At 69.5% G+C, this 14,869-nt stretch carries 9 protein-coding genes and 1 pseudogene; 8 read left to right on the top strand and 2 right to left on the bottom strand.

Features of this window, described 5'->3' with window-relative positions; genetic code table 11:
• Positions 1 to 11 precede the first annotated feature (11 nt).
• The 3 genes from ACODT5_RS19915 (at position 12) to ACODT5_RS19925 (ending at position 3,121) form a co-directional block, all read left to right on the top strand.
• Complete coding sequence (locus tag ACODT5_RS19915; protein ID WP_422524971.1) at positions 12 to 851, top strand: carbohydrate ABC transporter permease; 840 nt, start codon at positions 12 to 14, stop codon at positions 849 to 851.
• A gap of 11 nt (positions 852 to 862) precedes the next feature.
• Positions 863 to 2,239 carry a GH1 family beta-glucosidase gene (locus ACODT5_RS19920; RefSeq protein WP_422520666.1) on the top strand — a complete coding sequence of 459 codons (1,377 nt, stop codon included), beginning with the start codon at positions 863 to 865 and terminating at the stop codon, positions 2,237 to 2,239.
• 369 nt (positions 2,240 to 2,608) lie between these two features.
• A complete protein-coding gene (locus ACODT5_RS19925; RefSeq protein WP_422520667.1) occupies positions 2,609 to 3,121 on the top strand; it encodes an MFS transporter in 513 nt (170 codons plus the stop codon).
• Between the two features lie 96 nt (positions 3,122 to 3,217).
• Here the strand turns inward: ACODT5_RS19925 and ACODT5_RS19930 are convergent, their stop codons facing one another.
• Complete coding sequence (locus ACODT5_RS19930; protein ID WP_422520668.1) at positions 3,218 to 4,237, bottom strand: LacI family DNA-binding transcriptional regulator; 1,020 nt, start codon at positions 4,235 to 4,237, stop codon at positions 3,218 to 3,220.
• Positions 4,238 to 4,489: 252 nt separating this feature from the next.
• Between ACODT5_RS19930 and ACODT5_RS19935 the strand changes: the two genes are divergently transcribed.
• From ACODT5_RS19935 to ACODT5_RS19950, 4 genes are all read left to right on the top strand, one after another.
• Positions 4,490 to 6,697, top strand: coding sequence for a discoidin domain-containing protein (locus tag ACODT5_RS19935; RefSeq protein WP_422520669.1), 2,208 nt, complete (start codon positions 4,490 to 4,492; stop codon positions 6,695 to 6,697).
• A gap of 343 nt (positions 6,698 to 7,040) precedes the next feature.
• Complete coding sequence (locus ACODT5_RS19940) at positions 7,041 to 9,218, top strand: discoidin domain-containing protein (RefSeq protein WP_422520670.1); 2,178 nt, start codon at positions 7,041 to 7,043, stop codon at positions 9,216 to 9,218.
• Positions 9,219 to 9,394: 176 nt separating this feature from the next.
• Positions 9,395 to 10,480 (top strand): DUF1996 domain-containing protein, encoded by a 1,086-nt coding sequence (locus ACODT5_RS19945; protein WP_422520671.1) that lies wholly within the window; start codon positions 9,395 to 9,397, stop codon positions 10,478 to 10,480.
• Positions 10,481 to 10,660: 180 nt separating this feature from the next.
• Complete coding sequence (locus ACODT5_RS19950) at positions 10,661 to 13,099, top strand: glycoside hydrolase family 3 C-terminal domain-containing protein (protein ID WP_422524972.1); 2,439 nt, start codon at positions 10,661 to 10,663, stop codon at positions 13,097 to 13,099.
• A gap of 187 nt (positions 13,100 to 13,286) precedes the next feature.
• Here ACODT5_RS19950 and ACODT5_RS19955 read toward each other — a convergent pair.
• Positions 13,287 to 13,451 (bottom strand): annotated as a pseudogene (locus ACODT5_RS19955) (pirin); the annotation flags it as partial.
• A gap of 93 nt (positions 13,452 to 13,544) precedes the next feature.
• On the opposite strand from ACODT5_RS19955, the gene ACODT5_RS19960 reads away from it, so the two are divergent.
• The gene (locus ACODT5_RS19960; protein ID WP_422520672.1) at positions 13,545 to 14,699 is read left to right on the top strand and encodes a tyrosine-type recombinase/integrase; all 1,155 of its coding nucleotides are present in this window, start codon (positions 13,545 to 13,547) and stop codon (positions 14,697 to 14,699) included.
• Positions 14,700 to 14,869 lie beyond the last annotated feature (170 nt).

Raw genomic sequence — 14,869 nt, forward strand, 5'->3', positions numbered from 1 at the left:
CCCGGTCGCCCATGGCGCCCCCCAAGTCGTTCCTCGTGAGCCGGCTGGTGTTCCTGACGCTCCTCACCGGGTTCGTCCTGCTGCCGGTGTACGTCATGATCTCCAGCTCGCTGAAGCCGCTGCAGGACGTGTCGGGGAAGTTCCAGTGGATCCCCTCGGGCCTCACCGTCCAGCCGTACTTCGACATCTGGAAGACCGTCCCTCTCGGCGACTACTTCATGAACTCGCTGATCGTGGCCGGGGCGGCGACCGTCTTCTCCGTCGTCATCGCGATCTTCGCGGCCTACGCCGTCAGCCGCTACTCCTTCCGCGGCAAGCGCCTCTTCACCGTCACGGTGCTGTCGACGCAGATGTTCCCCGGCATCCTCTTCCTGCTGCCGCTGTTCCTCATCTACGTCAACATCGGCAACGCCACCGGGATCGCGCTCTTCGGCTCGCGCGCCGGGCTGATCCTCACCTACCTGACGTTCTCGCTGCCGTTCTCGATCTGGATGCTGATCGGATACTTCGACTCGGTCCCCCGGGACCTCGACGAGGCCGCGAAGGTCGACGGCTGCGGTCCGCTCGGCGCCCTCTTCCGCGTCATCGTCCCCGCCGCGATCCCCGGCATCGTCGCCGTCGCCGTCTACGCCTTCATGACCGCCTGGGGCGAAGTGCTGTTCGCCTCGGTCATGACCAACGACGCGACCCGCACCCTCGCGGTGGGCCTCCAGGGCTACTCGACCCAGAATGACGTGTACTGGAACCAGGTCATGGCCGCCTCGCTCGTCGTGAGCCTGCCCGTCGTCGGCGGCTTCCTCCTCCTCCAGCGCTACCTCGTCACCGGACTGACCGCCGGCGCCGTCAAGTAGCCGCTCCTCCCATGATCTTCGAAAGGTCTGCTGTGTCGGATTCCATTGACCTCGGCGCCTTCCCTCAGGACTTCGCCTGGGGCACGGCCACGTCCGCCTACCAGATAGAAGGAGCAGTCAAGGAGGACGGCCGCGGGCCGTCCATCTGGGACACCTTCTCCCACACTCCCGGAAAGATCGACAACGGCGACACCGGCGACGAGGCCTGCGACCACTACCACCGGTGGCCCGAGGATATCTCCCTCATGAAACAGCTGGGCGCCAACACCTACCGCATGTCGATCGCCTGGCCGCGCATCGTCCCCGACGGCTCCGGACCGGTCAACGCCCGGGGCCTCGACTTCTACGACAAGGTGATCGACGGGCTCCTGGAAGCCGGCATCACCCCCTCGGTGACCCTCTACCACTGGGATCTCCCCCAGGCCCTGCAGGACCGCGGCGGCTGGACCGTCCGCGAGACCGCCGAACACCTGGCCACCTACACCACCGCCGTCGCGGAACGCCTCGGCGACCGCGTCACCCAGTGGGCCACCCTCAACGAACCGCTCTGCTCGGGCTGGATCGGGCACCTCGAAGGCCGCATGGCCCCCGGCCTCACCGACCTGACCGCCGCCGTCCAGGCCTCCTACCACCTGCTGCTGGGCCATGGCCTGGCCACCCAGGCCCTCCGTGCCGCAGCACCCGGCGCGCAGATCGGCATCGTCACCAACCACTCCACCGTGGTCCCCGCCACGAACGGCCCCGAGGACATCGCCGCCGCCGTCCGCATGGACGGACACACCAACCGCTGGTGGCTCGACCCGGTCTACGGACGCGGCTTCCCCACCGACATGCGCGAGCTGTACGGCGTGGAGCTGCCCGAGCTCCCCGGCGACCTGGAGACCATCGCCGCGCCCCTCGACTGGCACGGCCTCAACTACTACTTCCCCGCCACCGTCACCAACGACGCCGACGGCCCGGTCCCCTTCGCCCGCGAAGTCCGCCTCCCGAACGTACCGCGCACCGGCCTGGACTGGCAGATCGACGCCAACGGCCTCGAATCCCTGCTGCTGCGCCTCACCAACGACTACGGCGTGCGCAAGCTCTACGTCACCGAGAACGGCTCCGCGTTCCCCGACACCGTCGGCCCCGACGGCGCGATCGACGACCCCGAGCGCGCCGCCTACCTCGAACAGCACCTGGCAGCCTGTGCCCGCGCCGTCCGCCAGGGCGCTCCCCTGGCCGGCTACTACGCCTGGTCCCTCCTCGACAACTTCGAGTGGGCCTACGGCTACGACAAGCGGTTCGGCCTCGTGCACGTCGACTACCAGACGCAGAAGCGCACCGTGAAGACCAGCGGTCGCCGCTACGCGGACATCGTCCGCAGCCACAGCCAGCTCCACACGTAAGTCGGCGGCTCGCCCGGTGCCGAGCGGCTTTCGTCCCCGCAGGCAGGGCGTGCGGCCCCACCCACGCAGAACGCTCGGCTGGGACACCCAGCCGAGCGTCTGGCCGTTCCCGGGGCGCGCTGGTCTTCGCCGGCGCCCGTGACTACGCCGTGGTGTTCGCCACCGGAGCCGTCCTCCTCGGCCTCAACGAGGCCTACATCTCCCAGATGTTCGCCTACGTGAAGGAGTTCGCCGATCACACCGGCAGAGAGGTGACCCCGTTCAGCTCCACAGTGCGGTCGGTCTTCTCCGCCGGATGGGTGATCGGTCCGCCGGTCGGCCTTTTCCTGCTGATGCACGCGGGGTTCGGGCGCATGTACGGATCCGCACTTGTCGCCCTCCTTGGTCGGGTTGATGGCCGGAGTCTGCGCGGCGCCGGAAATTCCCCTGATGATCACGGTGGGACGGCTGGCCGATCGCATCGGAAGGACGCGGGTCGTGGCCGCCGCCGTGATCCTCGCCGTCTTCTTCTTCAGCCTGTTGCCGATGGCGGGCTCGGCGCCCGCGCTGATCGCCCTCCAGCTGCCGAACGCCCTGTGGATCGCGGTGATCACGAGCATCCCGATGGTGGTGGTGCAGCAAGAGGTCCCCGGCGGGGCCGGCACGGTGTCCGCGCTCTACTCCTCCACCTTTCCGATCGCCCAGCTGCTGGCCGGCGCCATCACCGGAGCGGTCGCCGCACAGGCCGGCCACCGCGGCGTCTTCTGGATCTGCGCCGGTCTCTGCGCACTCGCCGCCGTACTCCTGCTCGTGCGGAGGGCTTCGCGCGGCGCCGGGGACGCCGAGCGGACCGGCTCGCACGAGACGGCGGCTCAGCACTCGACGAACACGGGAGAGAGCTGACGTGACGATTCGCTTCGGTCGACGCCGGGGCCTGCCCGTTGCGCACGCCGGGCGTGCCGTACCGGGCAGGCTCCTTGCTTCACCAGGCGAAACGGCTCAGGCCGAGTCCCGTATCACCAGTTCGGCCTCGAAGACGATCGAGGCGGGTTCCGTACGTGTGCCCTGGATGTGTTCCGCCAAGAGGCGTGCCATCTCCGCGGCCATCTTCTCGACGGGCTGTCGAACCGTGGTCAAGGCGGGGCGGCACGTCGCAGCGACGCTCGAGTCGTCGAAGCCGATGACGGCAACGTCCTGAGGTACCCGCTTGCCCAGTTCGCGCAGAACCTGGCAAGCGCCCTGGGCCATCAAGTCGTTCGCGGCGAACACTCCGTCCACGTCCGGATGCTCGGCAAGCAGCCGGGTCATGGCCGCCGCGCCGCTGTCCACCGTGAAGGTTCCCTCGACCACGGGTACCTCGGAAATCCCTGCCGAAGCCAGAGCCGCACGGAACCCGTCGAGCCGGTCCTTGGCCGCCGGGATCGACTGGGGAGCGGAGATCGTCGCGATCCGCCGGCAGCCGCGGGCCAGGAGGTGTTCGGCGGCCAGCCGGCTTCCGTCGGCGTGGGCGACATCGACGTAGCTGACTGCCTGCTCGGGCTCAGGCCGGGCGAAGAGCACCACGGGGATCCGTGCGGCGATCAGCATCGCGGGCAGGGGGTCGCCGGCCTGGATCGAAACCACCAGCGCGCCGTCTGCGGCGCCCTGGCCCAGGTAGTCCACGGCCTGTTCCCTGGCGACCTCGGACTCGGCGACCAGGATGACCGGGTGCATCGCGTGCGCCCGCAGGTACCCCACGGCCCCGCTGACCACCCGCCCGAAGAACGGGTCGGCGAAGACGCGCGAGGCGAAGGTGTCCCCGGCGCCGGAGATGATCAGCGCAACTGTTTCCGTCCGCTGGGTCACCAAGGACCGGGCTGCCCGGTTCGGCCTGTACCCCGTCTGTTCGACCGCGTGACGGACGAGTTCCTGAATGTCGGGATCCACGTTGCGAGTCCCGTTGACGACGCGGGACACCGTCGCCCGGGACACCCCCGCCTTGCGTGCCACATCCTCCAGCGTCGGGCCCCGTCTGCTCATACCCGGAACCCTAACGCGCCGCCTCCGCGGGGTCTGGCCACCGCCGCTAAGCCCGCCGACTGCATGCATGACCAACCTTCACCCCAAACCCCCTCTCCGATCCTCCGCTTGCGTCCCACGAGTCCACCCCTCCCCACCTCGGAACTTAATGAAAGACGAAAGAAAAGAGCGACAGGACCCTTGACCGGTCGATTGCGTTACGGGCAAGGTCTGGAGAGCGCTCTCCCGTTTCAGGTTCGTTAAGGAGCACCCATGCCAACTGGCATATCTGTCGATTCGTCGCCACGCAGACGACGTCCTCTTTCCACCCGGAGGGGGATCGCTGGGGCGGTCACGACCGCCCTCTTCGGCAGCCTGCTCGCGCTGGCGCCGTCCTCCCCGGCCGCCTCGGCCGAGCCGGTGCTCGTGTCCCAGGGCAAGGCGGTCACGGCTTCCAGTCAGGAGCACTACGGCACCCCGGCGACCGGCGCCGTCGACGGCGACAACGGCTCGCGCTGGTCCAGCGCCGCCTCCGACGCCCAGTGGCTGCAGGTGGACCTCGGCGCCGCGATCGAGCTGAGCAAGGTCGTCCTGCAGTGGGAGGCCGCCCACGCCAAGGCCTACCGGATCGAGCTGTCCACCAACGGCACCGACTGGACCACCGCCTACTCCACGACCACCGGCGCCGGCGGCACCGAAACCGTGAACATCACCGGGACCGCCCGCTACGTCCGCATGCAGGGCGTCACCCGGGCCACCGGCTACGGCTACTCGCTCTGGGAGTTCAAGGTGTTCGGCGGCACCGGGGGCGCCGGCGGCGGCCCGACCCTGCCGGGCGGCGGCGACCTGGGCCCGAACGTGCACATCATCGACCCCTCCACGCCCGGCATCCAGGACAAGCTGGACCAGGTCTTCCAGGAGCAGGAGTCGGCGCAGTTCGGCAGCGGCCGGCACGCCTTCCTCCTCAAGCCGGGCACGTACAACAACATCAACGCCCAGATCGGCTTCTACACCCAGATCGCCGGTCTTGGGCTGCGCCCGGGCGACACCACCATCAACGGTGACGTCACGGTCGATGCGGGCTGGTTCAACGGCAACGCGACCCAGAACTTCTGGCGCGGTGCGGAGGGTCTGACCGTGAACCCGGTCAGCGGCACCGACCGGTGGGCGGTATCGCAGGCGTCCTCCTTCCGCCGCATGCACGTCAAGGGCGCGCTCAACCTGGCGCCGAACGGCTACGGCTGGGCCAGCGGTGGCTACATCGCCGACTCCAAGGTCGACGGCCAGGTCGGCAACTACTCGCAGCAGCAGTGGTACACCCGGGACAGCACCATCGGCGGCTGGTCCAACAGCGTGTGGAACCAGACCTTCTCCGGCGTCGAGGGCGCTCCGGCCAACGGATTCCCCGAGCCCCGTTACACCACGCTCGACACCACGCCCGTCTCCCGCGAGAAGCCCTACCTCTACCTCGACGGCAGCGAGTACAAGGTGTTCGCGCCGGCCAAGCGCACCAACGCCCGCGGCACCACCTGGGCCAACGGCACCCCCCAGGGCGAGTCCGTCCCGCTCAGCCAGTTCTACGTGGTCAAGCCCGGCACCACCGCCGCCACGATCAACCAGGCGCTGACCCAGGGCCTGAACCTGCTGTTCACGCCCGGCGTCTACCACGTCGACCAGACCATCAACGTGAACCGCGCGAACACCATCGTGCTCGGCCTCGGCCTCGCCACGATCATCCCGGACAACGGGGTGACCGCGATGAAGGTCGCCGACGTGGACGGCGTCCGGCTCGCCGGCTTCCTGATCGATGCCGGACCGGTCAACTCGCCGACCCTGCTGGAGCTCGGACCGCAGAACTCCTCCGCCGACCACGCCGCCAACCCCACCACCGTGCAGGACGTCTACATCCGCGTGGGCGGAGCGGGCGCCGGCAAGGCGACCACCAGCGTGGTCGTCAACAGCGACGACGCCATCGTCGACCACACCTGGGTGTGGCGCGCCGACCACGGTGAGGGCGTGGGCTGGGAGACCAACCGCGCCGACTACGGGGTGCGGGTGAACGGTGACGACGTCCTGGCCACGGGCCTGTTCGTCGAGCACTTCAACAAGTACGACGTGGAGTGGTACGGCGAGCGCGGAAAGACGGTCTTCTACCAGAACGAGAAGGCGTACGACGCCCCCAACCAGGCCGCCATCCAGAACGGCAGCACCCGCGGCTACGCCGCCTACCGGGTCGACGACTCCGTCAACACCCACGAAGCCTGGGGCCTGGGCTCCTACAGCAACTACAACGTCGATCCGACGATCATCCAGGACCACGGGTTCAAGGCCCCCGTCAAGCCGGGGGTCAAGTTCCACAGCCTCCTGACGGTGTCGCTCGGCGGCAACGGCCACTACGCGCACGTCATCAACGACACCGGGGCGTCCACGGTCCCGGCCGGCACCTCGACGGTTCCCTCCACGGTGGTCTCCTTCCCCTGAGCCGCCGTCCCTCCCCGCCGGCTCCGGTGACCCACCGGAGCCGGGCCGAACTCCCCGGGCCCGGTTTCCGCCCTGCCGCCGCGGCCCGGGGGCACCACCGCTCGACCGGCCTCCGCAGACCCGACGGAGCCGAGCTCGACTCCCCTGGGCCGGGTGAACCGGCCTCCCCGCCCCGGACCAGGGGGCCCTGAGCACATCGACCAGCCCGGCGTCCCCGGCCGGAGCGAGGCCCGAGCACCTGGCAGGGCCGTGCCCGTCGACACAGAGAGCGCTGTCTCACGGGCGAGGCGCCCCCCACGGGAGAGCTGGTCAGTTCCCACCGCCATTGACACCAGGAGCCGCAATGTTCACCCATCCCCCCTCCACCGGCACCCCACCCCGCCGCACGCGCGGCGCGGCCGCCCTCGTCACCCTGGGCGCGCTCTTCGCGTCCTCGCTCACCCTGGCCGGCGCCCCCACCGCGGTCGCGGCGGAAACCCTGCTCTCCCAGGGCAAGGCGGCCACCGCCTCCTCCCAGGAGGGCGAGGGCTATTCCGCGGCCGCCGCGTTCGACGGGAACCTCACCGGCACCCGCTGGGCGAGCCAGTGGCGCGACGCCGAGTGGATCCAGGTCGACCTCGGCGCCGGCCGCAACCTCAGCCGGGTCGTCCTCACGTGGGAGGGCGCGTTCGGCAAGAACTACGACATCCAGGTCTCGGACGACGGAACGAACTGGCGCACCGCCAAATCCGTCACCGGAAGCGACGGCGGCACCGACGAGATCGTCATCACCGGCAGCGGCCGCTACGTACGGATGAACGGCCTGGCCCGCTCCAGCGGCTACGGCTACTCCCTCTGGGAGTTCCAGGTCTACGGCACCACCTCGGTGGAACCCCCGGTCGCCGGCGCGGTGCGCGTGACCGGCTCCCAGGGCAACTGGCAGCTGACCGTCGGCGGACAGCCGTACACGGTGAAGGGCCTCACCTGGGGCCCGTCCTTCGCCGACGCCCCGAAGTACATGCCCGACGTGAAGTCCATGGGCGTCAACACCATCCGCACCTGGGGCACCGACGCGTCGAGCAAGCCCCTGCTCGACACGGCCGCGGCGAACGGCATCCGCGTCGTCAACGGCTTCTGGCTGCAGCCCGGCGGCGGCCCCGGCTCGGGCGGCTGCGTCAACTACGTGACCGACGCGGCGTACAAGAGCACCATGCTGACCGAGTTCGCGAAGTGGGTGGACACCTACAAGTCGCACCCGGCCACGCTGATGTGGAACGTCGGCAACGAGTCCGTCCTCGGCCTGCAGAACTGTTACAGCGGCACCGAACTGGAGGCGCAGCGCAACGCCTACACCACGTTCGTGAACGACGTCGCCAAGAAGATCCACTCCATCGACCCGAACCACCCGGTCACCTCGACCGACGCCTGGACGGGCGCGTGGCCGTACTACAAGCGCAACGCCCCGGACCTCGACCTGTACTCGATGAACTCCTACGGCGACATCTGCGGGGTCAAGCAGGACTGGGTGGACGGCGGCTACAACAAGCCCTACATCATCACCGAGACGGGCCCGGCCGGTGAGTGGGAGGTGCCGAACGACGCGAACGGCATCCCGGACCAGAAGACCGACGTCCAGACCGCGGAGGGTTACACCACCGCCTGGAACTGCATCACCGGTCACCAGGGCGTGGCGCTGGGGGCCACGATGTTCCACTACGGCATCGAGCACGACTTCGGTAGCATCTGGTTCAACCTGCTGCCCGACGGGCTCAAGAGGCTCTCGTACTACGCGGTGAAGAAGGCGTACACCGGGTCGACCGCGGGCGACAACACGCCGCCGGTCATCAGCAACATGGTCGTCGACCAGGCCTCCAACGCGCCGGCCGGCGGTGAGTTCACCGTCCGCGCCAACATCAGTGACCCGCAGAACGACCCGCTCACGTACAAGGTCTTCCTCAGCGGCAACTACGCCAACGGTGACAAGCGCCTGGTCGAGGCGCAGTGGCGTGCGACGGGCAACGGGACCTTCGCGGTCACCGCGCCCGAGAAGCTCGGCGTCTGGAAGGTCTACATCCAGGCCGAGGACGGCCGCGGCAACGCGGGCATCGAGACCAAGTCCGTCAAGGTCGTCGCCCCGCCCGTCAGCGGCACCAACATCGCGCTGAACAGGCCCGCCAACGCCTCCTCCGCGCAGGCCTCCTACGGCGACTGCCCCTGCCCCGCCGGCAATGCCACCGACGGCAACACCGGCACCCGCTGGGCCAGCGACTGGAGCGACCCCCAGTGGATCAGCGTGGACCTCGGAGCCGTCAAGGCGATCCGCACCCTGCAGCTGGTGTGGGACCCCGCCTACGCCAAGTCCTACGAGGTGCAGCTCTCCGACGACGGCACCAACTGGCGCACGGTCCACTCCACGACGACCGGCAACGGTGACATCGACACGATCAACGTGTCCGCGAACGCCCGCCACGTGCGACTGAACCTGACCGCACGCGGCACCGGCTGGGGCTACTCCCTGCACGAGTTCGGCGTCTACAGCTGACCCGCTGACGGCGCGACCCTGACGGGTCCGCCTGCCCTTGAGGGGCTGCCCCCCCCATGACCCTCCGGCTACCCGGCGGTGGCCGGAGACCGGGTGGCGGGAAACGAGCCGCTTCCCGCCACCCGCCCACGAACGGCAGCCCCACACCACCGCCACAAGAACGGCAGGAGACTTCCATGACAGCACGTCCCAAACGGCTCTCCGCGCTCCTCCTCGGCACCGCCCTCGTCGCCAGCCTCCTGGGCATCGGCGCGATCGCCAACGCAGCGGATCCCGGCAGCTCGACCCCCTCTTCGTCCGCGGCGTCACACAGCGGACACATCATGGCCGCCTCCCTCCAGGCGTCGGGCGACGACGCCGACGGGGACGGCTACATCCCGGCGGTCCCGCAGGTCACCGGCGTCACGCCGTCCGACAGGACACCGCCGCCTGCCTACCACCACGAGTTCCAGGCCGGCTGCTCGGTCACGCACACCGCGCCGGACGACCCGATCGTCTACCCGGGCCAGCCCGGCAGGTCCCACGACCACACGTTCATGGGCAACACCTCCACCCACGCGAACAGCACCACCGCCTCGCTGTACGGAGGTGCGACCACGTGCAAGGCGCCCGCCGATGCCTCGGCCTACTGGATGCCCTCGCTGTTCAAGGGTGACCAGAAGATCCTGCCCACCGGACCGCAGGTCATCTACTACAAGGCCGGCGTCACCGACTACACCAGCGTGCGTCCCTTCCCCAAGGGCCTGCGGTTCGTCGTCGGCAACCCGATGCAGACCGCCCAGCAGTTCCGCGACCACAAGGGCTTCGTCGAGGGCTGGGAGTGCGGTGACAGCTTCTTCAACACCGACATCCCGGCGAGCTGCCCGAACCGGCCCGACGTCCAGCTCAACCTCCGTTTCCAGGCGCCCAGTTGCTGGGACGGCAAGTACCTCGACACCCCCGACCACCAGAGCCACATGTCGTACACGGTCGTCAAGCCCGGCACCAACGACAACATGTGCCCGGCCTCTCATCCCGTCGCCCTGCCGATGATCGAGTTCAAGATGGCCTGGCCGGTCAACGGCGACATGTCACAGGTCCGCCTCGCCAGCGGCCGCGGCTACTCCTTCCACTACGACTTCTTCAACGCCTGGGAGGAACGCACCCTCAAGGCCCTCGTCGACCACTGCATCGTCGGCGGCCTGCAGTGCGACCCGCGCGGCTTCGACCTGTACCGCCCCGAACGCGGTGCCGCGCTGAACTCGGAGTACCGGCTGCCCTGACCCAGTCGGATCCTCCGTACCGGCCCGGCCCGCCCCGTCTGCACGACGGGGCGGGCCGGGCCTTCTCTCTTGGTCGAAGATTCGCCCTCAAAGGGGGCTTGACTCGGGATACAGCACACATCAAAGCTTGGGAGAGCGCTCTCCCATAGGTGAGGAGCGGATGACGTGGATGGGGTGGGGATGGGCGAGGACATGCTCGACCGACTGCTGGAGAAGCTCGATCTCGTACAGAAGGTGAGGCTGCTGTCCGGGGCCACGACGTGGCGGACGGCCGGCGAACCGGCCATCGGCCTGCGCGAGATGGTGACCTCCGACGGGCCCGCCGGGGTACGGGGAGAGGCCTGGGACGAGCGGCGCACGTCGGCACTGCTTCCCTCCGCCTCCGCGATCGGCGCGCTGTGGGACGAGGACCTGATCGAGGAGCTGGGGGGTCTGCTCGCTTCCGAAGCGGTCCGCAAGGGCGTGGACATCGTCCTGGCGCCGACGCTCAACCTGCACCGCACCCCGCTGGGCGGCCGGCACTTCGAGTGCTTCTCGGAGGATCCCGTACTGACGGGCCGTACGGGCGCGGCGCTGGTACGGGGCATCCAGACGGCAGGGGTCGCGGCCACGGCCAAGCACTACGTGGCCAACGACTCCGAGACCGGGCGGATGCACGTGGACGTACGGGCTTCCGAGCGGGCGCTGCGCGAGGTGTACCTGGCGCCGTTCGAGGCCGCCGTAGAGGCGGGCGTCTGGCTGGTGATGGCCGGCTACAACGGCGTGAACGGCGCGACCATGACGGCCAGTCCGCTGCTCACCGAACCCCTCAAGGGCGACTGGGGCTTCGACGGGGTGGTGATCTCCGACTGGGGCGCCCTGCGCTCGACCACGGAACCGGCCCTCGCCGCACTCGACCTGGCCATGCCGGGACCGCAGGGCCCCTGGGAGGCCTCCCTCGTCCAGGCCGTGCGGGACGGCCACGTCCCCGAGGAGGCCGTCGACGAGAAGGTACGGCGCCTGCTGCGGCTGGCCGGACGCGTGGGGGCGCTCGAACCGGATCGGCGCCCGCGCACCGCGGCGTTCGGACCGGACGAAGCGCGGGCGCTGCTGCGCCGCACGGTGGCCGCCGGATGCGTACTGCTGACCAACCACGAGGTGCTCCCGCTCGCCCCGTCGTCCCTGGCGAAGGTCGCCGTCATCGGCGTGCACGCCGCCTCCCCGCGGGTGCAGGGCGGAGGCAGCGCGGGGGTCTTCCCCTCACGCGTGGTCACTCCCCTCGACGGGATCCGCGACCGGCTGGACGGCCTGGCCCGGGTGGCGTACGTACCGGGTCCGGGACTGGGCGTTCCCCCCGCTCCCCTCGCCGCCGACTGGTGCGCCGACCCGCGCTCGGGAGAGCCGGGCGTCCTGCTGCGCATCCTGGACGAGGCGGGCCGTGAGCTCCACGCGGAACACCGGCTGTCCGGGACGCAGTTGGAGCCGCCCGTGGAACCCGGCGCGCGGACCGTGGAGATCAGCGCGCTCGTCCGGCCGCGGACGACGGGGGAATGGAACTTCTCCATCGCCGGCTTCGGCCGCATGAGCCTCACCCTCGGCGGCCGGACCCTCCTGGACGGCGAGTTCCCGTGCACCACCGACGACCCGGCCATCGTCCATGTGAACCCGCCCCGCCACACGGTGCGCGCGACCCTGGAGACGACGGAACCCGTCCTCCTGACCGCCCGGCGCGAACTGGTCCCCGGAGCCGGGCGCGCCACGATCGTCGCGGCCGCGCCGCCGGAGCCCGAGGCGGCGGACGCGCTCGCCGAAGCGGTCCGGACGGCCCGCGACGCGGACGCCGTCATCGTGGTCGTCGGCACCACCGAACACACCGAGACCGAGGGCCACGACCGCGACGACCTCGCCCTGGGCGGCCACCAGGACGCCCTGGTCAGCGCCGTGGCCACCGCCAACCGGCGCACGATCGCCGTGGTCAACAGCGGCGGCCCCGTCGAACTGCCCTGGCGCGACGAGGTGGGCGCCGTACTGCTCTCGTGGTTCCCTGGGCAAGAGGCCGGAACCGGGCTCGCCGACGTCCTCTTCGGGGACGCCGAGCCGGGCGGCCGCCTCCCCACCACCTGGGCAGCCGCCCTGGCCGACGCACCCGTCACCCGCGCCCACCCCGTCGACGGCCGACTCGCCTACGACGAAGGCGTACACATCGGCCACCGGGCCTGGCTGCTCGCCGGCCGGGAGCCCGCCTACTGGTTCGGTCACGGCCTGGGCTACACCACCTGGGAGTACGGGACGGTCCACGCTCCGGCCGAGGTCACGGAAGGGTCCCCGTTCACGGTCCGCGTCCAGGTGCGCAACACGGGCGCCCGGCCCGGCCGCGAGGTCGTGCAGGTGTACCTCGCCCGTCCGCACTCCACCGTGGACCGGCCCGTCCGCTGGTTCGCGGGCTACGCCACGGTCCACGCGGAACCAGGCAGGTCCGCGACCGCCGTCGTGCAGGTCCCGTCCGACGCGCTGCGGCACTGGTCCGAAGCCGAAGGGGCCTGGCGCACGGAGCCCGGCACCTTCCACGTCATGGTGGGCCGCTCGGCCGGCGACCTGGCGTGGCAAGGAACGCTGCACCTGAACAGCCGGGTGAGATGAAAGCCTGGTCGCGCCCAGCCCGAGGACCCCATCGAGGACTCCTTCGCGTCCCTCGGAAGTCACCAGTCGACCTGACGTCCCATCACGTAAGTCAGCATGGGGTCAGCTTTGATCCTGGTGGTTCACGTGAAGGTCAGCCGCGCTTCGGCTGACCTCGACGGATCGACCTTCTCCACAAAGACACAGCTCAGCGGACCCGCCCACGTGCCTTCAGCGGCACCGGCGGGAGCCCGGGCGCGGGGATCGGAGGGCCGTCGTAGCCCTTCACTTCGCCGTAGCGGGTGCCTTCCATCCAGTCCTTGCGGAACTGGACGATCTCCTCGTTGGTGCGTCCGATCCAGTTCCAGAACAAGTATTCGCTCAGACAAGTTTTCGCAGGTCAGAGGGGTATCGGATCACTGGCGGTCAGCAAATCGTCAGCATCGGTCCGAGGAGCGGCACACAGATGGCACCAACGAGTCTGGCACACGGCATGGGCGCCGTGTTCAAGGAATGCGGGCACGACCAGGCCTACTGGCCCCGCTGCCCGCACCCCTACAAGATCCGCTACCGCAACACCATGGGTCGCCAGCAGCAGGAATCAGGGTTCACCAGCCGGGAAGCGGCCATCACCCGCCTGGTGGCTGTCTACAACGAGCGCAAGTCTGCCCCGGCCAACCAGACCCGCACCGAGCGCCTCGCGAAGTACGGCCCCATGACCTTCCGCGAGTACACCCGGGAGTGGAAGCAGGGCCAACGCCACCTGGCGCCGGCCTCCCTCCTCCACCTCGACTCGCTCCTAGAGCACCACCTCTTCCCGGCCCTGGGCACCCGGCGCATGGATTCCTTCGATCACAAGGTCGTCGAGCACTTCATCCGCGCCATGGAACGGGCCGGCACTGGCCTGGCCACCCAGGCCAACGCCTTCGACAAGCTCAAGGCCATCCTCCTAGATGCCCACCGCCTCGGCATCTACCTCGACAGCCCCCTCCTCGGCGTCCAAGCCCCCGTCTACGACCCCAAACGCGCCGTCATCCCCTCCCCCGCACAGCTCCGCGTCTTGCGCACGGTCGGCGACGACGCCTTCCAGCTGCTCGTCGACCTCATGAGCGGGTGCGGCCTGCGCAACGGTGAGGCAGCAGCCGTCAACCTCAACAACATCGTCGCCGCCGACACCTACCGCGTCACCGAGCAAGTCAACCGCACCACCAAGCAGTACGACCGCCTCAAGCACCGCAAGAAGGGCGAGCACCGGGACGTCCCCCTGCCCCCGCAGGTGAAGGAGACCATCGAGCGATACGCGCAGACGCACGGGACAGTGGACGGCTACCTCCTCCGCCACCCGCAGGACCAGTCCCGCCCCTACGCCAGCTACCTACTCAACAACCGGTGGCGCCGCATCAAACAAACCCAGAACCTCGACATGCCGGACGGCATGGTCCTCTACGGCTTCCGCCACTTCTTCGCATCCAACTGCCTCGCCCACCGCATCCCCATCACCGACGTCGCCGAATGGATGGGCCACACGAACCTCGAGATCACCTTCAAGACCTACCGACACCTCATGCCCGGCACCATCGGCCAAGCCGCCATCATCCTGAACACCACCCTCACCGCGTGAATAAGGCACCAAAGCGAGCGGATGGAGGTTGCCAGTTGGGGTGCGGCGGCGCGCCGAGGGCTGTGACAATGGGTTCCGTGTGCGGCATGGACGGGTGCGCTGAGCCGTACACGGAAGAACAGGGGTGGGAGCCGTTGAGGACGTGGTTCGAGCGAATGGCGTCGATCCCA

The organism is Streptomyces tatrensis (genome assembly GCF_049310065.1).
In the GTDB taxonomy this organism is placed as follows: Bacteria; Actinomycetota; Actinomycetes; order Streptomycetales; family Streptomycetaceae; genus Streptomyces.

Bases quoted from the DNA above. Each gene is read 5' to 3' on its own strand.
- ACODT5_RS19940 (WP_422520670.1), top strand. From the start codon at position 7,041: ATGTTCACCCATCCCCCCTCCACCGGCACCCCACCCCGCCGCACGCGC.
- ACODT5_RS19920 (WP_422520666.1), top strand. From the start codon at position 863: ATGATCTTCGAAAGGTCTGCTGTGTCGGATTCCATTGACCTCGGCGCC.
- ACODT5_RS19960 (WP_422520672.1), top strand. From the start codon at position 13,545: ATGGCACCAACGAGTCTGGCACACGGCATGGGCGCCGTGTTCAAGGAA.
- ACODT5_RS19930 (WP_422520668.1), bottom strand. From the start codon at position 4,237: ATGAGCAGACGGGGCCCGACGCTGGAGGATGTGGCACGCAAGGCGGGG.
- ACODT5_RS19945 (WP_422520671.1), top strand. From the start codon at position 9,395: ATGACAGCACGTCCCAAACGGCTCTCCGCGCTCCTCCTCGGCACCGCC.
- ACODT5_RS19935 (WP_422520669.1), top strand. From the start codon at position 4,490: ATGCCAACTGGCATATCTGTCGATTCGTCGCCACGCAGACGACGTCCT.
- ACODT5_RS19915 (WP_422524971.1), top strand. From the start codon at position 12: ATGGCGCCCCCCAAGTCGTTCCTCGTGAGCCGGCTGGTGTTCCTGACG.
- ACODT5_RS19950 (WP_422524972.1), top strand. From the start codon at position 10,661: ATGGGCGAGGACATGCTCGACCGACTGCTGGAGAAGCTCGATCTCGTA.